We start from the raw sequence: 21980 nt of genomic DNA, 5'->3' as shown, positions 1-21980 counted from the left end.
CCACCTTTCACTTACATAACGAACGTTAGTTTGCTACTATAATTGTATTATAGGACACGAAAAAAGACAAACTGAGTTGTTTGCCTTTTTCTATACTTCTATCTATTATATCAACCTTTTGAAAAATTCGTTTGCACCTCTTGAATTGGCCAATATCGCAAATCAACTTTACCGACGACTGTATCAGCTTTTACAAAGCCAAAGTGTCTACTATCCCAACTCCCGAGCCGGTTATCACCTACTACAAAAATAAACCCAGGTGGCACCAGTTTTTCTTTCGTTAACTCTTCTAATGTAAAGTCGCCTGTTAGTTGCCTTCCGTTTATCTCTTTCTTATACTTCTCTAAATACGGCTCATCAATAAATTGACCGTTTATATATAACTTATCCTGCTTATATTCAATATGATCTCCAGGTAAACCGATAATCCGCTTTACATAGTCCTCTTTTTTATTCGCATGAAATACCACAACGTCAAATCTGTTCAAGTCCCCAACTTGATAACTCACCTTATTTACAACTAGCATATTGCCATCTTGCAATGTCGGCATCATTGACTTTCCCTCTACAACATACGTTGAAAAGAAAAACGTTCGAAAAAATACAGCTAATAATACACCAATGAAAATTGTTCGTATCCACTCCATGCCTTCTTTTTTCAAAGTTTTCTTCATCTGCTTCTCCCCTTATCCTTTAATACTGAAGCTTTCCTTTACAAAGAAGACTATTCTTAATGTAGTTCTAACTTTACTTCGATTTTCTTACCGACATACCATAAAATAAAAATACCAATCGCTACAATAACTGATTTCACCGGATTATGAATAAATGACATTAAATCATGACCGATATACGTTAAAATAAAAATCATCACAAGTTTTCCGAATGCTAACGCTAGACCAAACTGTTTTACACTAATTCGGGATAAACCAGCGACAACATTTATGAGCGCTGACGGTGTAAACGGAAAACAAAATATAACAAAAATCGGTGCGAATCCTTTCCTTTCAATCCACCCCATTGCTTTTCGTACTCTCTCATGCTTATTTACAAACGAAAAGAAACGACTGCGACCAAAATGGCGGATGATGAAAAAGACAAGTAATGCACCCATTACTGATCCAAGCCATGAATAAAGAAAACCGAGCCAAAAGCCAAATGCAACAGCATTCGCCAGTACAAATACGATAAGCGGTAATGCTGGAATCAACGCCTCTATCATCGGTAAACCAATACCAAGAAGTGGTCCGAACGCTTTATAACTCTCAACAATATGATCCATATTTTCTGGTGAAAAATACTCTTTGATTGTCTGAAAATCCATTCTACACTTTACCCCTTTACTCTAAATACTATCCCTACTGTATCATCGCTTATATGAAAGAGGAAATGGTAGATACGACATATGGAGATGTATTTATTAAAGTTTCCATATCTTTCATAAGAATTCCTTCATTATTTAGCTATGATAATCTATCAATATTCGACAGGACGTGTCATTCGTTTTGTTATTTAGATTGTTTTTTTGATTTTTTCGGTAAATGAAATTACAATGGTGATTTTCTAAATATAACAATTACAACTCGGTTTTTCTAATATATCGCCTTACCTACAAAGACTGATAAAGTGAAACTTTAATCAGTGGGGATTTTGTTGATCCCCCGCTTAACTTCTTTGCTTTCGCTGAATTTTGAGGCGGGGGTCTTACTGCCCACAAATAACAGGATAAACAAAAAAGAATGGGGATTCCCCCATCCTTTCACACTTCGCCTTCCTTCACAAAATACACACTCTCATAAGCGGGTCTTAATGTTGATTCCTCTTTTTTATCAACCTCTTTAAAACAAGGATTCCCTTGTTTTTTCCTACGATCTTCATATTCAGTACGTAATTTCGCTGTACGATTTTGTTGATTTTCAAAACTAGTTTTTGATATCTCTAATTTCACAGCAAAGCCATTTATAAATCTAATAATAAGATTTCCATCTTTTAATTCTTTATTACTTTCAATATAAAAATGAGACAACCAAGCACACTCTTTTCTAGAGTAAGAATAGGTAGGGAAAAAATAAAGTTGATCTGCTGGACTAATCGCAATCGGTGCTTTATGTGTAATATGAGTTAACTCTTTCGTTCCTTCTTTTCTGCCTAAGAAACTAGAGCCATGCTTGCGGCAACTTCTTTCTATAATATCTAGAGGTTTTTGAAATACGAAAAAAGAATCATTCATTTCAACGACTCGCGTAACAATTTTCTTTTCACTTAGAATAACAGGAAGTAAGGCCATCGTATTTTTCGTTACAACATAATTTTCGACATAGCGTTCCACTTTACTTTCCATACTCCATTATCTCCTTTTTTCCATTTATATTAGCAGCTGCATATATAATTTTAGCATCTATGAAAAGGAAATAGCTTACAAGTTCCGCTTTTTTACATTTTTTTATCATTTATCAAACATTTGTTAAATAATAAAATCACTATATAGTGATTATTTAATTCTAAAGTTATAAAAACAGCATTTATACTACCTATAAATATTTATTATCCCTTCCTATTTTCACATCATGAAAACAATTAACTTTGCTATAATTAAAATGTAAATCCAATATATGGAGGGCCACTATGGAGGAAAAAGAGATCCAACCATCGATTCAAATGAAAAATAGTAGCGTCATTATCGTGAAAAACTCAGCTAGTATTATATTCGGTTTATTTTTCATTCTGCTATTCTTTGCTAAACCGTTTCGTAAATCAAAATGTCCAGAATGTAAAAAACGTGAGAAGAAAAAATCAGGACAAGAACAATAAAAGGCCTTCCTTTATGGAATGCCTTTTTACATTTGTAGTATCATTTTATTTATTCTTCTCCCTAAAAAAACAACTATATTTTCTCCCAAGGTTCTCTACATCTTTTTTGATTTGTAATATGATCCTTATATAAAACATGAGAAAGAGTATTTGTATTTGTTACCCGCTTTTAATTTTTATTAAACACTTCAAATTTGTACATCTTTATCCATCACTAACAATTCGTTAATTAGTTAACTTTGTAATATAAGTTTTGTATATAATATCATTCAAAAACACAATATATATAAGTAGCTATTTATAATTACATTGCTTTTTATCGAATTCCAAAAAGGAGCTGTATACTATGGACAAAGAAAATCTATTAAGCCAGCAGGTTAATAGCATCCCCTCAGATGCTCTGAATACCCCTAGTAAGGAACAAGAACAACTGTTAGAAACATCTTCTCAAAACGTACAAAATTCCAACAACAACACTAACAAAAAAGATGTTACTCAAGGTCTATCTGGAAAAGATTTCCCTATTTCAACAGAGAATACAAATTTATAGTTATTTACTATCATACGCAACAAATGCTCTTGCTGAACTAATTCTTCTACAGAAACTAATACGCATTCCCGGTGATTTTTCACCAGTTTTAACATAAAAAAAGAGATTTATATATAAAAACAGGCTCTGGAAAAACTTTCTCCACAACAAAAAAAGGATGGCATTAGCCATCCTTTTTTCCATCATCAACTATAAAATTATAGTTTGATTACGTTTTTAGCTTGAGGTCCACGGTTACCTTCTTCGATTTCGAAGCTAACTTTTTGACCTTCTTCTAAAGATTTGAAACCGTCAGTTTCGATTGCTGAGAAGTGTACGAATACATCGTTTTCGCCTGGAACTTCGATGAAACCGAAACCTTTTTCGTTGTTAAACCATTTTACTTGTCCTGTTACTGCCATAATTATTTCCTCCTAAGAAAATACAAATTTTAAATTTTTTAGTCTTCCTGTCTAAAAAAAGAATCCACACATTATCAAATACGAAACATAAACTAGTTCTCACATACTTTTTCTCGTTCGTTTTCAGCAATTGATAACATATGGATTGCTTAATTTAACTATTCAACTGACATCATCATAGCACATTAAAATAAAATGTACAATCTTTTTCGAAAATAGAATTTCTAATTTTTAGTATTTCTTATAAAATATACTTATCTCTATTCTAAATAAGGAGGAGTTTATGACCAATAAAATTCCTAGAAAAACATTAAAAAGAATTGAAGAGGATATTGAAAATAATAATCTTGGAAAAGCAAGAGATAGATTGCACGGCCTCATCTTTACATACCCAAATGAATTACATCTTCGAAAACAACTCGGAGATATTTATTATACATTACAATATCCAGAAATGGCTGGACGTTACTGGTATCTAGAAGAGCATAAAACAGATATTATGCATGAATCATGTTTATTATTTGAAAAATCAATGGGAAATAGTCCTCATCATATTGCACGTGCTTTAAAGTTTAAAGGCGATTCTAACCATATAAAAGGTTTGTATAAAGATCAACCTTTATCTTCAGTGCAGAAGAAAGTAGCAGAGGAGTTAATTTATGAGTATAAAGAAACATGGCAAGATAAGCTAGTTCCTTTTGGCTGTCTAGCATTGCTTGCTTCCCTTCTCTTTTCTGCCGTTGTTGGTCTATTCACTATTTGGAATTGGATTTTTTAATTACAGGGGGAATTTTCACATGTCAAACTACGCTAAAGAAGAAAGGCTAACAGGGGGAAACGTCTCAAGCGTATATCGTTCTGAAAATACTGTTCGGCGAGAGTTAAAGCCAGGCAGTGAAAAGACTCATAAGCTATTGCAACATTTAGAAAACAAAGGATTTCATTATGCTCCAAAGTTTTTAGGTGTAGATGAAAAGGATAGAGAGATTTTATCCTTTATTGAAGGAGAAGCTGGCAATTATCCTTTAAAAGAATATATGCGATCTAATGATGTATTAAAAGAAATAGCAAAGATGCTCCGCCTTTACCATGATGCTGTAAGTGATTTTCCGTTATTAAATGATTGGAAACCGATGGATCACACGCCAAATAACATTGAGGTTTTATGTCACAATGATTTTGCCATATATAACATTATTTTTAATAATGAGAAGCCAGTAGGGATTATTGATTTTGATGTTGCTGCTCCTGGTCCAAGACTATGGGATATCGCTTATACACTTTATACTTGTGTGCCTTTAAGTAGAGTGTATTATACAGAATCCGGTGAAGCCGTTCATTATGATTCACCGCAACATGCAGATCGTATTAAAGAGAGAGTCAAATTGTTCGTTCAGTCCTATGGTAAAAATATGGATGAAGATTACTTAGGAATGGTGTTGCTTCGATTAGAAGGATTATGTACATATATGAAACGAAAAGCGCAAGAAGGCGACTTGAATTTCCAAAGAATGATTGATGAAGGACATCTAGAGCATTATGAGAAAGATATAAAGTTTATTCGTGATCATAGGGCTGAGTGGAGTTGATTTAGTAATAAAGAAAAGGAAGTATCGTTTTTTGCCGACAACTCCCTCTCTCTTTTCGAATCGTTTAGAAAATAACAAGGGGCACCCTTCAAAAAGGTGCCCCTTCCTTTTATTTCGTAAACTGTGCTTCTTCCGTAGATCCTTTTAACGCTGTCGTTGATGAAGTTCCGCCCGTAATCACTTGTGCAACTTCATCAAAGTAACCTGTTCCTACTTCGCGTTGATGACGTGTTGCAGAGTAGCCATGTTTTTCAGCTGCGAATTCTGCTTGTTGTAGTTCAGAGTATGCTGCCATGCCGCGCTCTTTATAGCCACGTGCTAGTTCAAACATACCGTAATTTAATGAATGGAATCCAGCAAGTGTTACGAATTGGAACTTGTAACCGTAAGATGCGATTTCCTTTTGGAAGCTTGCAATTGCTTTTTCATCTAGTTTTTGTTTCCAGTTGAATGAAGGTGAGCAGTTATATGCAAGTAGCTTCCCTGGATGCTCCTTATGAATTGCGTCCGCAAATCGTTTTGCATCTTCTAAATTTGGTTCTGACGTTTCACACCAAACGAGGTCTGCGTACGGTGCATACGCTAAACCGCGCGCAATTGCTTGATCAAGACCTGCATTCGTACGGTAAAACCCTTCTGGTGTTCTTTCTCCTGTAATAAATGCTTTATCAACAGGATCGATATCGCTCGTAATTAAATCAGCTGCATCCGCATCTGTTCTTGCAACGATAATTGTCGGCACTCCCATTACATCTGCTGCAAGGCGTGCAGAAATTAAATTGCGTACTGCTGTTTGCGTTGGTAGTAGTACTTTTCCACCTAAATGGCCACATTTTTTCTCTGAAGATAATTGATCTTCAAAATGCACACCTGATGCACCTGCTTCAATCATACCTTTCATCAGTTCGAATACATTTAATTGCCCACCAAATCCAGCTTCTGCATCTGCTACAATCGGTACGAAATAGTCTGTATCATCGCTTCCTTCCATATGCTGAATTTGATCCGCACGTTGAAGCGTTTGATTAATTCGTTTTACTACAGCAGGTACGCTGTTCGCTGGATATAAACTTTGGTCTGGATACATATGTCCAGAAAGGTTTGCATCAGCTGCTACTTGCCAACCACTTAAGTAAATCGCTTTTAACCCAGCTTTTACTTGTTGCATCGCTTGGTTTCCTGTTAATGCGCCAAGTGCGTTAATATAGTCTTCTGTATGAAGCGATGTCCAAAGCTTCTCAGCACCGCGACGCGCTAACGTATGTTCAATATCAATTGACCCGCGCAGGCGAATTACATCTTCTGCCGAATATGGACGTGTGATCCCTTCCCAACGCTCATCTAATTCCCAGCTTTCTTGTAACTTCTCGATTCTTTCGTTTTTCATTTGTTCCATCCCCTTTTCATTTTTTATAAAATTTCATAACCCGGTAATGTTAAAAATGGTACGAATTCATCATTTCGAACGAGATCTGTAAACAACGTTGTCGCCTCTTGGAATCTCCCTTTCTTAAAGGCTTCCTTACCAATCTCTCTTTCTATTTTTGCTAATTCTTCTTCTTTTAGCTCTTCCATTAATTCAAGCGTAATATTACGACCATCATTTAGTTTTCCACCTTCATGACGAATCCATTGCCATACTTGTGCTCTTGAAATTTCAGCTGTTGCCGCATCTTCCATTAAATTATAAATGGGTGCTGCTCCCCGTCCGCTTAACCAAGATGCAATATATTGAATACCTACGCTAATATTCATGCGAAGGCCCTCTTCTGTAATCGTTCCCACCGGTACCTCTAGTAAATCGTTTTCTGTTACACATATTTCTTCACGTTTTCTAAAAATTTGATTTGGTGTTTTCATAATGTGATTAAACACTTCCATTGCAACCGGTACAAGTCCAGGGTGGGCGACCCAAGTCCCGTCATGACCGTCTAAAGCTTCGCGTTCCTTATCAGCACGCACTTTTTCAAAAGCTGCTTCATTTGCTTCTGGATTATTTTTAATCGGAATTTGTGCCGCCATTCCTCCAATTGCTGGTGCATTACGGCGGTGACATGTTTGAATTACTTTCAAAGAATACGAACGCATAAATGGCGCCGTCATCGTGACTTGTGCTCTATCTGGTAGTAAGAATTTATTATGATTACGGAAACTCTTTAAAAAGCTAAAAATATAATCCCATCTTCCGCAATTTAAGCCAGCAGAATGATCTTTTAGCTCATATAAAATTTCATCCATTTCAAACGAAGCGTGAATCGTTTCTAGTAACACAGTTGCTTTAATCGTTCCATTTGGAATGCCGATATATTTTTGAGCAAATACGAATACATCATTCCATAATCTCGCTTCTAAATAACTTTCCATTTTCGGTAAGTAAAAGTATGGGCCGCTCCCTTTTGCTAAAAGAGCTTTCGCATTATGGAAAAAATACAAGCCGAAATCTACTAAACTACCCGACATATTTTTCCCATCAACTTGCATATGCTTTTCCTCTAAATGCCATCCTCTTGGACGTACAATGAGTACAGCTGTTTTCTCATTTAATCTATATTCTTTCCCTTTATCATTTTTATGTGAAATCGTTCCCTTTACTGCATCTCGTAAATTGATTTGCCCTTCAACTGCGTTTTCCCAAGTTGGTGAATTCGAATCTTCAAAATCCGCCATAAAAAGATGCGCTCCTGAATTTAAAGCGTTAATGACCATCTTTCTATCTACCGGTCCAGTAATCTCTACGCGGCGATCCTCTAAGTCTTTTGGCAGCTTGGCAATTGTCCAATCCGCTTCACGTATGTGTTTTGTTTCTTCTAGAAACTTCGGAAACTCCCCTGCATTAATTCTCTTTTGTTTTTCTACACGTTTTTGTAAAAGTTCTATGCGGCGCTCATTAAAATTCTCATGTAGTTCCTTCAAAAAACTAAGCACCTCAGGTGTCAATATTTCGTTGTACGCTGGTAACATTTCTCCGGGCAATGTAACCCGTGAAGTTTGCGTCGACATATTAGCATCCCCTTCTTAAACTGTTTTATAACAGATTTGATTTCATGTTTTATATTATATAACAAATCTTCAGAAAAGGAAGTTTTTTTTGAAAATTCATTTCATTTTTTTTCAAAACGCCATTCTTTCGCGCTTTATTTCATACAAAAAAGGCCGCTGTTATACAACAACGACCTTTTTGTATTATTTTTAAATTTCACTTTGACTAGTTAAACTTTATTACTGCCCTTGTTCCATATCATGCAATATTGCTCTATGTAAAAACTGTGCGTATTGTTCTCTCGTTACCTTCATAGACGGACCGAATTTACCTTCTCCGATTCCCATTGTAATACCATTTGTTTGTACTGCACTAATTGCATTCGTTGCCCATGAATTTGCTGAAACATCATTAAAGTTATGAGATCCCTTTGCCTGTAAGTCAAAAGCATTCGTAAGAACTTGTGCCATTTCCGCACGCGTTAACGTCGCCTTCGGTCTAAAGTTTCCATTCTCGTCTCCCTGGAAAATTCCCATTTCCGTTAAAGCCAATATCTCCTCGATAAAGCTTGTTGAATTTTCATCAATATCTCCATATGGGTTTTCATATTCATCTTGTTCTTCCATATCAAACACACGGTAAATTAAAGCTGCAACTTGCTCACGTGTTACATTATCCCCAAAACCGAATATTCCATCGCCATATCCCAAAATAATTTCTTGTTCCGCTAATTCATGAATTGCCTCATATGCCCAATGCCCTTTTGGTACATCTTTAAATACAATTGTATTTGTTTTTTGCAACGGTGCACTTTCCGCTTTTACACTGTTACTCTCTGCTGAGAATAACACCCCACCCATAATTGTTAATGCTGTAGCTGTTTTTAATAATTTTTTGCTCATCAAATTATCTCCCCAATATGTATATGTTTTTTTAAAAATATACAGAATAAATGGTATAGTGACAATATATTTTTCGACACATTTCGTGACGGTTTTGTGAATCATATTACACATCATGTCTTTTTCATCGGGTTGATTATAAAGCTTGTGTATAACCATAAAAATACATAAATGAGAATAATAATTCTTTTTTAAACAAACAAAAAAGCACAAATATTTCTATTTGTGCTTTCATATTTCACTCTACTTCCAATCCTCTTTCAAATGATAATTAATAATCGCATTATTAATAAACTGAGCATATTGTTCTCTAGGTACAGGGCGATTTAATTCATACATGTCATTCCCAGTTCCTCTCACAACATTATTAGATTGTAACGCACTAATTGCATCTTCTGCCCAGTGGCCTTTTGGAATATCTTTAAATGTATGTTTTTGTTTCGTTTCAAAATGAAATGCTCGTTTTAAAATGACAGCCATTTCCGCTCTAGAGATTGGTGCTTTCGGCCTAAAATTCCCTTGGCCATCCCCTGAAAAAACACCACGTTTTGTTAACGCCAAAATTTCCTTTTTAAAAGTTGTTGTACTATCAGAAACATCTTTATATGGATTCGCTACTGGCCCTTCTTCTTTTATCTCAAGTGTTCTGTAAATAGTCCCAGCTACTTGTTCACGTGTTATAAGATCGCCAACACCATACTTCCCGTTTCCATACCCTAATATAATTTTATGATATGCTAAGTCCATAATAGCATCATATGCCCAAAATCCGTATGGAACATCTTCAAACACAATCATTTGTGGATACTCTTCTGCTTTTACAGGCGTCACATTCGTCTCTGCAAATATACCTCCTGCCATTGTCGCAATCATCATTACACCCAATATTTTTTTCTTCATTGTCCTCTCTCCCTATTTCATTCAAATAAAATGAACTTCATTGTTTCAGGAGTATTATTTTTTGGTGAATGTAAGATAAAATGTAAATCTTCTAGAAGAAATATTTCCACTACCTTTCTGCTTTATACTCCCTTCTTTCTTTTTCAAAAAGGAAGTTGTCACATCTAAGGTGTTATATACTAAAACATTCTACAATCTCTTTATAAACTCCTTTTCACTTTATAACTTCCCTTTATTAGCACCTAAAGGAGATACATAGTGGAGGCTACTATATTCATGGTTTATATTTCAGAGGTAGCATTCCCCTTCACTGATAACTCGCTTTCGCTGAATTTTGAGGTGGAGGTCTTACTGCCCAGCAAATAGCGGGATAAAAAAATCATCCTTTTTTCTTAAAAGAGGATGATTTTTTTATATTTATTAACACTCAAATATGCTACTACTTTTGAAGAGTAAATTGGGCAACTATTTGTTTTAGTTTTCCTGCTGCGTCATGCATATGTTCAATTGAAACCGAAATCTCTTGAACAGATTTTTCTTGCTGTTGAATAGACTCTTTTACCCTATCAGTTCGGTCAGATGATCTTTGGGAAATTTGAGCCATGTCTTCTGCAGAAGCCGAGATTTCCTCACTACTCGCTGCAATTTCATCTGTAGACATAGATACCGTTTGAATTTGCTCAGATACTTGCTGTACTTTTTCTGTAATTGTTCCAAATACTTTTTCTGTATGCATTACTACTTGTGTACCTGCCTGTACCTCATTATCTACTTTCCCCATCATATGTACTGTATGGTTCGTTGTTCCCATAACTTGAGTAATAAGATTCTCAATTTGTTTTGCAGAATCACTAGATTGTTCTGCTAATTTCCGCACTTCATCTGCCACAATTGCAAATCCTCTACCACTTTCACCAGCACGTGCAGCCTCAATTGCGGCGTTTAATGCTAATAAGTTAATCTGGGAGGTAATACCTTGCATTACATCAATGATTTTAACAATTTCTTCTGATTGTTCTTTCATAGTCTCTACTTGTTTCACACCGCTATGTACCGAATTTTGGATTGTATCCATCTGTTGAATCATTTGTTTCATTAATTTGTTACCACTCTCTGCATCTAATGCTGATTGAGCAGATAATTCATTTACAGAGGATGATGTATTGACTATACTCTGCATTCCTTGTGTCAACTCTTCCATCGCACCCGCAGTTTGTTCCATTGCTTGCATTTGACTCTCTGCGCCATTTGCGACTTCTTCAATATCCATAGTGATTTTTTTGGCTGCACTACTAGATACTTCTGACGCAGATGCTACTCCGTCTGCATATTGGAATAGAAGCTGAATATTATTCTCTACTTCTTGCATATTTGTTCTTAGCCCTGCAATCATCTCATTAAAATTACTTACTAATACACCTAATTCATCCTTAGCAGTATAATCACCATGTACAGTTAAATCTCCTTCTTTCGCTCTTTCCATCATACGACTAACCGTTTGTAAAGGAGCAACTATAAGCTTGCTAATAATATAACTTACTATACATATAACGATTGTAGTAACTACTACAAGAATGATAAAGGTAATAACGGAACGATCAATCATTTTTTGCGAATCTTTAAATACTTGGTCAGCTAAATTTGAAACATACGATTCTAGATCCACTGCATAACCAGCTAACTCTATTCCCTTCGGTTTTAATTCCTTCTGAAATTCATTTACCATTTGCGGCTCGTTTGTTGCCTTTGCCTTTTCAAATAATTTCTTATATGTATCTTTATAACTTGGTAAAGATTTCTTCATCTTCTGAAACAGTTCATCCTCTTGCTTACTTAAATTAAAACCATCATCATATTCTTTTAATAAAGAATCATATTTTTTAAGATCCTTTTCAATATTATTAATTATTCCCTCTTTATTTGCCACTTCATTTTGTGATGCCGTAATTAACTCTAATAAGTTATATTCTAGTGAATTTTGTGTGCGAAGCATTCCTTCTAATAAAATTGCAGAATATTGATAATCATCTACTACAACCTCTGTATCATGCTTAATCTTATTAATAGAATGAATTGCTACACTGCTTATAATTACCATACCTAAAACTGCTAATGAAATAAGCGCTAATAATTTATATTTCACTTTTAAATTTTGTAAAAAATACATTTTTTCACCTTTATTCCTTTATATATAGATTTTTAGAATTTTATAGCTTATTATTTACAAAATCGCAATAAAAAGCAATGATAAATATTCCCAATATGAAACTTATATCTCTATAAAAAAAAGTAGCATAATAGCTACTCCTTTTTTCTTTGTTTCTCATATTGTTCAAACGTATGAATTCTTTCAAAAATTGGTGGGTGCGTGTATAAGAAAAATTTCACTAACGCAGGCGGATTCACTTGGCTTAAACTCGTTTTTGATAAATATTGAAAAGTTTTCACACCAGATTTTCCGTCCTTCGTCATATTTAAAGCATATTGATCTGCCGCTCTTTCTTCTATACGTGAAACATAGTTTGTTGCTGGTTGTACTGCAAATGAGAGTATAGAAGAAATTAAGAAAAATAAAGGTAAAATGGAGAAACATGCCACTTTTGAAATTTGCAATGTATCTCCCCATTTGCGAATACACATATTTATAATACGACTAATTAAAAACATACCTATAAACGATAGCAATACATAACTTGCAACGCCAAAATATATATGTTTCATAACGTAATGCCCCATTTCATGGGCCATTATAAATAAAATCTCTTTATCTTTTAACTGCTTAAGCGTTGTATCCCACATTACAATACGGGCGTTAGGACCAATTCCTGTTACGTAAGCATTTAATGCATTCGTTTTTTCTGACATGTTTACTTCATATACGTGTTTAGCAGGAATGTCCGCTTTGTCTGCTATCGCTAAAATTTTCGTTTCTAATTCTTTATTTTTCAGCGTCGAGAAGTCGTTATAAAGCGGATCAATAACGACAGGCTGTATGAATGTTAAAAAGATTGTAAATGGAACAGAGAGCGCCCATCCTGCGAGCCACCATCTCTTCGGAAATTTACGGATAAGCCATAATAGAACGGTAACTACGATTAACATAGTCGCATAACTTTCCCAAAAACCGATAACATGATCTTTTATCCAGCTTTGTGTACTTTGTGTTGAAATGCCGTAATCAACGGACACTTTCCGGCCAATCCATTGCATCGGTAAGGCAAGCACTGTTGTCAGTAATGATAAATAAAAGAAATAAATCGCAACTTGCAAAACACTTATTTTAGTCGTTTCCTTCGACCATTTCTCAAACTTTCTTGAAATACCTAGCACAAGTACAAATAATAAAATAATCCATTCAAGAGGCGTCGCTAAAAAGTATAGTAAATTTTTCACGCGCGAATAATCTTGGCTTAGCGTAAGCTCTCTCGTACTCATAAACGTTTCTGGATCTGCACTCGTTCCCTTATACATGTCCGGAATAAGTTCATGATTCCATCCAAATAAATACCAATATATAAGTAACGCAAATCCAACGTACAAAAAAAGCGACCAACCGATAACCTTCCTCACGCTATTCCCTCCTCTATGCTGCCTGTCTATTATTATTGTAAGTTCGTACACGCTAAATTAGAACAAGCTTATTATGTGAATTGCTCTGGATCTTTTTATTTACATAAAAAAACTCTTCTACATAAGAAGAGTTTTACCTACCTTTAAACACTTTCTTCGGTTCATAATCCGGAATAAGAATCGCACTTACAAACCAGCACGTACCCTACTTGCTTTTTAGATAACATAAAAAGCCTCTTTAAGGAAGTACATCTATTAATAAACTAAAATCTTGTAAAGAGAAAGAACTATATTTCATAATACCCTGTACAGCTAAAAGTAAAACAAGACCGATCACACACATATAGTTAACGCTTTCTTCATTCTTTTTTTCAGTAACGACTCCACCACTTATACATAAAATCCCCAACAAATGGAGCGCTAAATACATGAAAAAATAAGCTTCCTCCCAGCGCAAAATAACATTTACTGTCGTTATTAACACTAGACTAAGTAAAATCAAATAAAAAAACTTATTTGACGATATCGTTTCATTCATATAATTTTATACATCCCTTTCAAATTTCGAATTAATGATGTTTCAAAGCTATAAAGTAAATGATTGTTTTTATACCATAAAACAAAAGGAAAGCCACCATTACTTTCTCGAATACTTTATGAATCTACATATACTTCTCTTCATTCTTTCTGAAGATGCGCTTCATCATTTCTTCTACAATTAGACCAAATATTAGTAAAACCCCGAACACAATAAGAAGAGAAATAATATTTTCTTTTAAATGAGTACTAGAAAATAAGTAATACTCTGGAAACACAATCGTATCTACTACAGGTTGAATCCAATGACAAACGCTTTTATCACACATATCTGTAATAGACGTAGTATCTATAATGTCTTTTAATATTTTTTCAACCGTCTTCTTCATCTCATTTACTCCCGACTACATCTGAAAAGCTCTTTTCCTGCTCTGCATATATAACTGGCACTTCTTTACTCCAATATTTACGATTAACAAATAAAAAGATAAGTACTAAGTTTAATCCTGTTATAAAAATAATAAGTCCAGGAAAGAATGTCGTATAATTTGAGAAATCGGCAAAACTCATAATTTTTTCTCTACTTATTAGAAAAGACGCACCTATTACAAATGCATTGTTTAACATATGTATTGCAATTGGCATGAGTAAACTTTTCGTACGAATATATACGATTGACAATACGATGCTGAATATGGCTGCACCGAGGAAATCAACATGTAACAACGCAAACAATATTGCTACAACGATGGTCGCTATGCTCGTTCCCCATTTTGTTGCAAAACGTTGAAGTAAAAATCCGCGAAAAACAAATTCCCCGATAATTGGTGCGATGAATACGACCCTAATGACTTGAGATACATATCCCCCAGTACTATCTACAATTGGTTCATGCAGGGCGTTCATAATAAAGTCCGGTGTAATCCATGCAAAACTATACATATACAAAATAAGATACCCGTAACTAAACATGCATAACATAACCGTAATGTATAAAACTTGTACCAAGTTAAATGTTTCATTTTTATTAACAAATAATGAAAATGAAATGTGGTGCTTTCTATACTCATAAGAAATCCATACCATCGGAAGGATATAGAATATAAGGATATTTATAAAAGAAGAATTTTGTATATGAAATATACTTGTTAGCAAATCGCCACTACTTCTCGCTATTAAAATTAATAGTGCAAATACAATTAAAAAATATCTAGCTCGCATCACTTGAAACGGGTTCACACTCATCTCCTCCCCTATGTTACTTTTATCATATCATTTGATTCTTAATTTTTTGCGAAAGAAAACCTTAAAATTTCCTTAAAAATTCCATAAGTTACAAAATGATGATATGATATTCGAGAAAATTAGGAGGGATGTTTATGTACCAAGCAAATATTTTACTCGTTGATGATGAAACAGCAATTTTACAATTACTAACTACCATTCTTGAAAAAGAAGGCTTTTCTCATATTACAACTGCAACATCAGCTGAAATGGCTTTATCTCTAACTAAGCAAAACAATTACGATTTAATTATTTTAGATGTAATGCTTCCTGGACAATCTGGTTTTGATATTTGTCCAATCATTCGCCAACAAACAGATTGTCCAATTTTCTTCCTATCAGCAAAAGCATCTGATTTAGATAAAATATCCGGATTTTCATACGGTGCAGATGATTATATTACGAAACCATTTAATCCATTAGAAGTAGTAGCACGCATGAAAGCACAGCTTCGGAGACATATGAAACAAACCGTACCACACGAACAAAAATCACACTCGATTTCATTTGGAAGATTTGAAATTGATCAGCACTCTGCAGAACTAACAGTAGATGGGCACATTGTCGAATGCTCCGCTCAACTCTTTCAACTACTACTCTTCTTTTGCGAGAATCCGAACTACGTATTTTCGAAAGAGGAAATATACGAAAAAGTTTGGGGAGCACCTGCCTATAATGGCGATGACAACACTGTTATGGTCCACATTCGAAAACTACGTGAAAAAATTGAACATGATCCAAGTAAACCAGAATATATAAAAACCGTTCGCGGGCTTGGTTATAAGTTCGTTACAAAGTAGGGTGACGATATGAATTTTAATAAACGACTTATTATTCAATTTATCATGCAACACGTTTTTGTTTTAGTTACATTACTTATCGCTGTAGTTGCTGCTTTTACTTATTTAATTTTTCTTCTTACTAGTACTTTATACGAACCTAACATTCCAGATTCTGATAGTTTTACAATTTCAAGATACATCTCTTCAGAAGATGGGCATATTTCGTTACAATCTGAAGTGCAAGATTTAATAAAGGAGAAAAATGATTGGCTCCAAGTTGTAGATGAAAACGGAAAAATCCTCTACCACTTTAATACACCAAATGATGTTCCGAATGCTTATACGAAGACATCTTTAGTCGCATATATACAACATCATATCGAAAGTAATTATAAATTTACATATTGGGAAATTGAATTAGAAGAAAAGAAAGTACTTGTTATTTATGGTGGTATGTTAAAAAGCAATGCGTTACTGACAGCAATTCAAAAGGATCACTCCTCTTTAACGATGGATTCGTTCACATTAACAGATCAAGAAAAACAGTTACTGTCTAAAGAAAAAGCAGCACTTCAAATATTTAATCAAAATGGCGAAGAGGTTTTTGCCTATCCAGCTGGAAAGAAAAAAACATTTTCAGCGATACAAATTGCCCTTAATGAAAAAGAGCCGTGGAATCATAAAGAAAACACGTCTAGCTTTTACGATGCAAATAGTGGCAACCTTCTCGTTGTAACTGCAAAAAATGAGCACTACTATCCAGATGACGAAATTGAAGATGTATTTACTAAGAAGTTTCTCATTGGATGCGGATTAATCCTTCTTATCGTATTTGTTTATTTAGTCATTCTTTCTATTTGGTACGGTAATAAATTCGGGAAACCGTTATTACATGCGATGCGCTGGCTTAAAAATATCGCTGGTGGAAAGTATGAAGAACCTATTAGTAAAAAAGGAAAACCTGTCAGGTTCCGGCGATCTGGTAAAGAAAAATGGTCATTTCGTTTGTTTAGAGATGTAACAAGTTCACTAGAACACCTTTCTATTACACTCAAAAAAAATGATGCGATGAGGCAAGTACTCCAGCAAACACGAGAAGAATGGATTACCGGTCTAACGCATGATTTAAAAACACCACTTAGCTCTATATATGGCTACGCATTATTACTCGAATCGAATCAATATAACTGGACTGATCGTGATATTCAGCAATTTGGTAGTGTTATGAAAGAGAAATCTCAATATATGACGACATTAATTGATGATTTAAGCTTAACGTATCAATTAAAAAATAACAGCCTTCCTGCCCAACACGTAAACGTTGAAATCAATCAGTTCGTTCAAAAAGTGTTATTGCAATTTATTAACAATCCAACACTCCAAAATCAAAATATTGAATTCGTACCGAGCTCAAATAAAATTCAATATTTCATTGAAGAAAAATGGTTCCAGCGTATTATCGAAAACTTACTCGTAAATGCTGTAAAACATAATAACGAAACAACTACTGTCATCGTAAAATTATCACAAAACGCTAATTCCTTTACACTCTCCATTTCAGATGACGGAAAAGGAATGGATGAAAAAACGAAAGAACTTCTATTTGAACGATATTACCGCGGAACAAACACAGAAGAAAGCAACATCGGAACTGGACTTGGCCTAGCCATTACAAAACAGCTCGTTCATGCTCATAACGGAACAATTTCCGTTGATAGTGCACTCGGAAAAGGAACGACGATTATTCTTGTATTTCCGTTTCGTTCGTAGGAAAGACGCTATGTGGCGTCTTTCTTCTTCCCTGGAATAATTTTACTGCAATTGAAATTATGTGGATCGTTTTTTTTGAGGTGTTTTAGAGGTATATGAAATTATACCGGCGATTTTTTGAATATATCAGCGCAACTCGAATTATATCAGCGATTTTCTAGATATATCGACTTACCGACAAAAACCGACAATACTAACCTGCTTCCCTACTATACAAGGTAAAAGTAGAAATAAAACTATTAACAAATACATTTCTAAACTGTTATACTATAAATAGAAGTATAAACTAACTAAGTTTTGCATAAAATGAAGTAGACGAGGTGCTTCCAACACCCCGTCACTGCAACTAATTACCGCAAGGTGGAAGGTTGCAACTAAAGCTTATTTGCGCTTAGAAGACTTCCCACGCTTCGCAGGCAGACGGGTGGTCTTCTTTTTGCGCTTTTTTGCCGTTAATTTCTTAAATCCAAAAACTATACCTTCTCTAGCTATAGTTTTTGGAATTTCCAACAAAATTTGCAAAAGAAATTCCATACGATTACACCTTCTTTCTTCACAAAATGAAGAAAGGGCATAACCTTCCACCCGCAATATTTAATTGCTACTTTATTTTACCATTTTCATATGTATTACAGATAAAACAATACAAATTTAACAATCCACTTATAAAGTGAAACTTTAATCAGTGGAGGTTTTGTTCATCCCCCATTGATTATTAGCCCTCACCAATCGCGCTGCCCGGCAAATAGCGGGATAAAAATAACCTTTCATAACTCACTATGAAAGGTCACTCCATATTTCAGCTATTTCCCTACTAACACAAACACATTCTCATCAGGTGCTTCCATTACTGCAACATGTCCTGATTCTGTTGGAAATGGTTCGCGAATCCACTTTACATCTTTATTATCTTTTAAACTTTCATACGTTTGTTGTACATCTTCTACTAATACTTCGACTTCCGTAAAATTAATATCCGGATGATTGCTTATTACTAACTCTGAACTTTTCTCATCTGGAAACTTCAATCCTATTAACGTCCAAATACCCCCTTCTTCTAGTTCTCTTTCTATCATCCAGTTTTGCTTCATTCCCATTTCTTTATAGAAAGAAATTGATTTTTCTATATCTTTCGTATGTATAGATACACATTCTAGTTTTTTGAACATTTTCCTATTTCCCCTTTTATGAAAAAGCGAACCATCTCCCAATGATTCGCTCTTACCCTATTATTTTTTCTTCACCGGTATCCAAAGCTCTACTTGTGCAAACTCACTCTTATCTTCGTGGCAACGCTCATCGTATAGTTCAAACTCTGTAACTCCGCAATGTTCATACCCTGAATGCGGAAACCATTCTGAGAATACTGCATTCCAAGTTTGGTGGATAGACGATACCATTTCTTCATGAGGAACTTTCGGCGTTGTAAAAACTGCATATGTTGCTGCCGGGAAAGTACGCTTTGTAATTTCATTTGGTACATTTTCAAAGTCTGTAACTTCCATTCCGATAATATAAGTGAAGTCTCCTGTTTCTAAATTAAAATCAGTACATAATCCAAGCTCTACCCATTGGCTCGTATCTTTACGATTCGGAATCGTCGTTCCAAGATCTTTTTGTAAATATTCTTGCCAAAATGCTGGAATGTCTTGATGGTTTTTCCCTTCTTTACTTGTCGTCTTCAGTTCATAACCCGCCACTAAAAATTCTGGTTTATTTACAATACGATATTCCATTTGTATGCCTCCTAAATACGGATTTAATTTTCTTTGCTTTACATTTACTCTGTAATACATCGGTGTTTCGATTTCTTGTTTTCGATATTCACTCGGTGTCATTTGAAATAATTTTTTAAAGGCTCTTGTGAACGTTTCGTGAGATTGAAAGCCATGTTCAAACGCGATATCAATAACTTTTTCATCCGTATGAGAAAGTTGATAAGCTGCCCGGGCTAACCTCCTCTTTCGAACATACTCCATTACCGTATCACCTACTAACGCCTGAAATACACGATGAAAATGAGACTCAGAAAAACCTGCAACCCGCGCTAAATTACGCAGCGTTTGTTTTTCCATTACATCTTCCTCAATATAATCAATTGACCTTTGAATTTGTGTTTCATAGCTTTCCATCTCTGTTCACCCGCCTTATATGTATTATGATAAAAGAGAACGCAATCCAATTCTTGACGTTTTTTACTATAATTCCATAAAAAATTGTAACTTTTTTATATGTATTTCGTTGTTATGTATGAAGGGAGGGAAATGTAGTGAAACGTAAACAATCATTAGAAGAAATTTACTCAGAGCATATGCAAGATTTATTTCGCTATCTTCTCTCCCTAACCGGAGATTCCCACTATGCGGAAGATCTCATGCAAGAAACATTTTACCGAATGCTCGTCCATATTGACTATTATAAAGGAGAAGAAATTAGGCCGTGGTTATTTACAATTGCCTACAATGCCTTTATCGATTGGTATCGAAAAGAAAAAAAGTATAAAACAACTACAGTGGAAGAATTCCATTTACCAAACGTGCCAAGTACAGAACATGAATATTTCGTAAAACATGAGATTGCTAGTTGGTTAGACAGTTTATACGCTCTTCCGCTCGAAAGACGAAATGTCCTACTACTACGAGATTACTATGGATTCTCCTATAAGGAAATAGCAGAAATGACTGGTCTCTCATTAGCGAAAGTGAAAATTGAATTACACAGGGGACGGAAAGACACGAAAAGCATAAAGGAGTGATACGGATGGGTTGTACAGAATTTAAAAAACTATGGAAGAAGTATGAAAATGGAACGCTCACGCATGATGAACAAGAACTGTTAGAAAGTCATATTGAGTCATGTGAAGAGTGTGAAGCTTACTTAGATGAGCTGTTAACAAAAACAGAACCAATTAAGAAAAAGTTACCTCCAAAAAATCTTAAAATTCCTTTTTGGAGAATTAAGTGGAAACATCGTTTACAAACGTTTGGTTTTATATTATCAATTTGCATCGTTATCTATATAATCGGCGGGGTATTATCAGCCTTTTATTTTCAAGCTAATAATGATAAAAGGCTAGAAGAAATTAGAGAGGTTCCTTCGCTTGCACTTGAAGCAACGATCCCAAATAGCCGTGTTATGGGAGGCGGAACAAGTGTAGAAGCTTTTTTCCGTACGAATAGCCAATTTGATTTAGTACGAACCGTCGGTAAAAAAGAAATGCCCCTCGGTACAATAGAAACAAAAAGCTTCTTATCATCTGTAGATGTTACGAAGCGAACTTGGATGAATCCGTTCTATCAACCAAAACTCTTCTTTGTTCATCCAAAAACAGAGCAGGGTGATTATTTAAAGGATTCATCAAAAAAAGTATGGGATACACTTGCAAAAGTACATGATGGAACCGTTGCAGAAGTAGCAATTTCTTTTGATAAAGCTTACACTTTAAAAGAATTAGAACCGCTTTTATATAGCATATTCGAGGCACAAGAACTCCCTCCAACTCCTTTATGGTACGCTTTAGATACAGGACAAGAAAGAAAAAATGTAGATGACTATATCCTACATGGCGGAGAAGCTATAGGGTTTCCAGAACATGTAAGATTCCTCGATAATGAAACTGACGGGCAGAAAACGCAAGAAGACAAAGTAACCGAAATGATGCGCATCCTTTCTATCCATAAAAAAACGGTAAGCAAAATAGCAGCGCTTTCTGAGAAAGAACTAAACTTAGATAAACGTTATCAATATGTAAAGGACAACGGTGTAAAAGTATACGGAATTGTTATTACTGGTCCATCGAAAGAGTTATTAAAATTACAAAACTCCCCGCACGTACGTTATGCGACTCTTGGAGATATTGAGATTTGGAATTGGTTTGATCATTAATAAAAAAGAAGTAGCGCTC

The 21980-nt window shown here is 34.8% G+C and carries 23 protein-coding genes and 2 pseudogenes; 8 read left to right on the top strand and 17 right to left on the bottom strand.

The annotated features are described in order from the left end of the window. Positions 1-110: 110 nt before the first annotated feature. From lepB to BC_RS05675, 3 genes are all read right to left on the bottom strand, one after another. Positions 111-674: a signal peptidase I gene (gene lepB / locus BC_RS05685; RefSeq protein WP_000751917.1), complete on the bottom strand. Its 564-nt coding sequence runs from the start codon at positions 672-674 to the stop codon at positions 111-113. A gap of 56 nt (positions 675-730) precedes the next feature. Next, positions 731-1324 (bottom strand): TVP38/TMEM64 family protein, encoded by a 594-nt coding sequence (locus BC_RS05680; protein WP_000347517.1) that lies wholly within the window; start codon positions 1322-1324, stop codon positions 731-733. Between the two features lie 435 nt (positions 1325-1759). Further along, complete coding sequence (locus BC_RS05675) at positions 1760-2341, bottom strand: competence protein ComK (protein WP_000444443.1); 582 nt, start codon at positions 2339-2341, stop codon at positions 1760-1762. Between the two features lie 284 nt (positions 2342-2625). Between BC_RS05675 and BC_RS05670 the strand changes: the two genes are divergently transcribed. Continuing rightward, the gene (locus BC_RS05670; protein WP_000391373.1) at positions 2626-2811 is read left to right on the top strand and encodes a hypothetical protein; all 186 of its coding nucleotides are present in this window, start codon (positions 2626-2628) and stop codon (positions 2809-2811) included. A gap of 346 nt (positions 2812-3157) precedes the next feature. Then, on the top strand, positions 3158-3361 hold the full coding sequence (locus tag BC_RS05665; protein ID WP_000356916.1) for a hypothetical protein: 204 nt from the start codon (positions 3158-3160) through the stop codon (positions 3359-3361). Positions 3362-3558: 197 nt separating this feature from the next. Here BC_RS05665 and cspA read toward each other — a convergent pair whose 3' ends face one another. After that, a complete protein-coding gene (gene cspA, locus BC_RS05660) occupies positions 3559-3762 on the bottom strand; it encodes an RNA chaperone/antiterminator CspA (RefSeq protein ID WP_000301519.1) in 204 nt (67 codons plus the stop codon). A gap of 283 nt (positions 3763-4045) precedes the next feature. Here cspA and BC_RS05655 point away from each other — a divergent pair, with 283 nt between their 5' ends. Both BC_RS05655 and BC_RS05650 read left to right on the top strand, forming a co-directional pair. Beyond that, positions 4046-4540 carry a DUF6584 family protein gene (locus tag BC_RS05655; RefSeq protein WP_000182396.1) on the top strand — a complete coding sequence of 165 codons (495 nt, stop codon included), beginning with the start codon at positions 4046-4048 and terminating at the stop codon, positions 4538-4540. 19 nt (positions 4541-4559) lie between these two features. Next, on the top strand, positions 4560-5351 hold the full coding sequence (locus tag BC_RS05650; protein ID WP_000073799.1) for a phosphotransferase: 792 nt from the start codon (positions 4560-4562) through the stop codon (positions 5349-5351). Between the two features lie 109 nt (positions 5352-5460). On the opposite strand, the gene aceA is transcribed toward BC_RS05650, so the two are convergent. From aceA to BC_RS05605, 10 genes and pseudogenes are all read right to left on the bottom strand, one after another. After that, complete coding sequence (gene aceA / locus BC_RS05645) at positions 5461-6738, bottom strand: isocitrate lyase (RefSeq protein WP_000787342.1); 1278 nt, start codon at positions 6736-6738, stop codon at positions 5461-5463. A gap of 23 nt (positions 6739-6761) precedes the next feature. Next, positions 6762-8351: a malate synthase A gene (gene aceB / locus BC_RS05640; RefSeq protein ID WP_000107315.1), complete on the bottom strand. Its 1590-nt coding sequence runs from the start codon at positions 8349-8351 to the stop codon at positions 6762-6764. Between the two features lie 219 nt (positions 8352-8570). Further along, positions 8571-9338 carry an S-layer homology domain-containing protein gene (locus tag BC_RS05635; RefSeq protein ID WP_113304420.1) on the bottom strand — a complete coding sequence of 256 codons (768 nt, stop codon included), beginning with the start codon at positions 9336-9338 and terminating at the stop codon, positions 8571-8573. A 138-nt stretch (positions 9339-9476) separates the two neighbouring features. Beyond that, positions 9477-10133 carry an S-layer homology domain-containing protein gene (locus tag BC_RS05630; RefSeq protein WP_000727092.1) on the bottom strand — a complete coding sequence of 219 codons (657 nt, stop codon included), beginning with the start codon at positions 10131-10133 and terminating at the stop codon, positions 9477-9479. A gap of 439 nt (positions 10134-10572) precedes the next feature. Next, positions 10573-11364, bottom strand: coding sequence for a methyl-accepting chemotaxis protein (locus tag BC_RS28395; protein ID WP_407707466.1), 792 nt, complete (start codon positions 11362-11364; stop codon positions 10573-10575). Positions 11365-11520: 156 nt separating this feature from the next. After that, a pseudogene (locus BC_RS28390) lies at positions 11521-12300 on the bottom strand (MCP four helix bundle domain-containing protein); the annotation flags it as partial. Between the two features lie 134 nt (positions 12301-12434). Then, a complete protein-coding gene (locus tag BC_RS05620; protein ID WP_001233328.1) occupies positions 12435-13703 on the bottom strand; it encodes a M48 family metallopeptidase in 1269 nt (422 codons plus the stop codon). Positions 13704-13941: 238 nt separating this feature from the next. Next, the gene (locus BC_RS05615; RefSeq protein ID WP_001006050.1) at positions 13942-14241 is read right to left on the bottom strand and encodes a DUF2101 family protein; all 300 of its coding nucleotides are present in this window, start codon (positions 14239-14241) and stop codon (positions 13942-13944) included. A gap of 31 nt (positions 14242-14272) precedes the next feature. Beyond that, positions 14273-14629: pseudogene (locus BC_RS05610) on the bottom strand (hypothetical protein). Between the two features lies 1 nt (position 14630). Further along, complete coding sequence (locus BC_RS05605; protein WP_001067985.1) at positions 14631-15479, bottom strand: CPBP family intramembrane glutamic endopeptidase; 849 nt, start codon at positions 15477-15479, stop codon at positions 14631-14633. Between the two features lie 140 nt (positions 15480-15619). Between BC_RS05605 and BC_RS05600 the strand changes: the two genes are divergently transcribed. Both BC_RS05600 and BC_RS05595 read left to right on the top strand, forming a co-directional pair. Further along, a complete protein-coding gene (locus BC_RS05600; protein WP_000283871.1) occupies positions 15620-16324 on the top strand; it encodes a response regulator transcription factor in 705 nt (234 codons plus the stop codon). Positions 16325-16333: 9 nt separating this feature from the next. Beyond that, positions 16334-18076, top strand: coding sequence for a sensor histidine kinase (locus tag BC_RS05595; RefSeq protein WP_001010447.1), 1743 nt, complete (start codon positions 16334-16336; stop codon positions 18074-18076). Positions 18077-18457: 381 nt separating this feature from the next. Here BC_RS05595 and BC_RS27570 read toward each other — a convergent pair whose 3' ends face one another. The 3 genes from BC_RS27570 to BC_RS05585 form a co-directional block, all read right to left on the bottom strand. Further along, positions 18458-18610, bottom strand: a complete 153-nt coding sequence (locus BC_RS27570; RefSeq protein WP_000394942.1) for a hypothetical protein — start codon at positions 18608-18610, stop codon at positions 18458-18460. 269 nt (positions 18611-18879) lie between these two features. Beyond that, the gene (locus BC_RS05590) at positions 18880-19245 is read right to left on the bottom strand and encodes a VOC family protein (protein ID WP_000473628.1); all 366 of its coding nucleotides are present in this window, start codon (positions 19243-19245) and stop codon (positions 18880-18882) included. 60 nt (positions 19246-19305) lie between these two features. Then, a complete protein-coding gene (locus BC_RS05585) occupies positions 19306-20208 on the bottom strand; it encodes an AraC family transcriptional regulator (RefSeq protein ID WP_000446856.1) in 903 nt (300 codons plus the stop codon). A 137-nt stretch (positions 20209-20345) separates the two neighbouring features. Here BC_RS05585 and BC_RS05580 point away from each other — a divergent pair, with 137 nt between their 5' ends. Together BC_RS05580 and BC_RS05575 are read left to right on the top strand one after the other, a co-directional pair. Next, the gene (locus tag BC_RS05580; RefSeq protein WP_000824008.1) at positions 20346-20831 is read left to right on the top strand and encodes an RNA polymerase sigma factor; all 486 of its coding nucleotides are present in this window, start codon (positions 20346-20348) and stop codon (positions 20829-20831) included. Positions 20832-20836: 5 nt separating this feature from the next. Next, the gene (locus tag BC_RS05575; protein WP_000501940.1) at positions 20837-21961 is read left to right on the top strand and encodes an anti-sigma factor; all 1125 of its coding nucleotides are present in this window, start codon (positions 20837-20839) and stop codon (positions 21959-21961) included. Positions 21962-21980: the final 19 nt, after the last annotated feature.

Source organism: Bacillus cereus ATCC 14579 (assembly GCF_000007825.1).
Taxonomy (GTDB): domain Bacteria; phylum Bacillota; class Bacilli; order Bacillales; family Bacillaceae_G; genus Bacillus_A; species Bacillus_A cereus.
Note: the sequence above shows the minus strand (reverse complement) of the source record. Positions and strands in the feature narration are given on the sequence as shown.

Coding starts and splice junctions, on each gene's coding strand:
- BC_RS05675 (WP_000444443.1), bottom strand. CDS start 2,341: ATGGAAAGTAAAGTGGAACGCTATGTCGAAAATTATGTTGTAACGAAA.
- BC_RS28395 (WP_407707466.1), bottom strand. CDS start 11,364: ATGCAAGCAATGGAACAAACTGCGGGTGCGATGGAAGAGTTGACACAA.
- BC_RS05635 (WP_113304420.1), bottom strand. CDS start 9,338: ATGATTCACAAAACCGTCACGAAATGTGTCGAAAAATATATTGTCACT.
- BC_RS05665 (WP_000356916.1), top strand. CDS start 3,158: ATGGACAAAGAAAATCTATTAAGCCAGCAGGTTAATAGCATCCCCTCA.
- BC_RS05670 (WP_000391373.1), top strand. CDS start 2,626: ATGGAGGAAAAAGAGATCCAACCATCGATTCAAATGAAAAATAGTAGC.
- aceB (WP_000107315.1), bottom strand. CDS start 8,351: ATGTCGACGCAAACTTCACGGGTTACATTGCCCGGAGAAATGTTACCA.
- BC_RS05630 (WP_000727092.1), bottom strand. CDS start 10,133: ATGAAGAAAAAAATATTGGGTGTAATGATGATTGCGACAATGGCAGGA.
- BC_RS05680 (WP_000347517.1), bottom strand. CDS start 1,324: ATGGATTTTCAGACAATCAAAGAGTATTTTTCACCAGAAAATATGGAT.
- BC_RS05600 (WP_000283871.1), top strand. CDS start 15,620: ATGTACCAAGCAAATATTTTACTCGTTGATGATGAAACAGCAATTTTA.
- BC_RS05595 (WP_001010447.1), top strand. CDS start 16,334: ATGAATTTTAATAAACGACTTATTATTCAATTTATCATGCAACACGTT.
- BC_RS05575 (WP_000501940.1), top strand. CDS start 20,837: ATGGGTTGTACAGAATTTAAAAAACTATGGAAGAAGTATGAAAATGGA.
- BC_RS05650 (WP_000073799.1), top strand. CDS start 4,560: ATGTCAAACTACGCTAAAGAAGAAAGGCTAACAGGGGGAAACGTCTCA.
- BC_RS05655 (WP_000182396.1), top strand. CDS start 4,046: ATGACCAATAAAATTCCTAGAAAAACATTAAAAAGAATTGAAGAGGAT.
- BC_RS05590 (WP_000473628.1), bottom strand. CDS start 19,245: ATGTTCAAAAAACTAGAATGTGTATCTATACATACGAAAGATATAGAA.
- aceA (WP_000787342.1), bottom strand. CDS start 6,738: ATGAAAAACGAAAGAATCGAGAAGTTACAAGAAAGCTGGGAATTAGAT.
- cspA (WP_000301519.1), bottom strand. CDS start 3,762: ATGGCAGTAACAGGACAAGTAAAATGGTTTAACAACGAAAAAGGTTTC.
- lepB (WP_000751917.1), bottom strand. CDS start 674: ATGAAGAAAACTTTGAAAAAAGAAGGCATGGAGTGGATACGAACAATT.
- BC_RS27570 (WP_000394942.1), bottom strand. CDS start 18,610: ATGGAATTTCTTTTGCAAATTTTGTTGGAAATTCCAAAAACTATAGCT.
- BC_RS05615 (WP_001006050.1), bottom strand. CDS start 14,241: ATGAATGAAACGATATCGTCAAATAAGTTTTTTTATTTGATTTTACTT.
- BC_RS05585 (WP_000446856.1), bottom strand. CDS start 20,208: ATGGAAAGCTATGAAACACAAATTCAAAGGTCAATTGATTATATTGAG.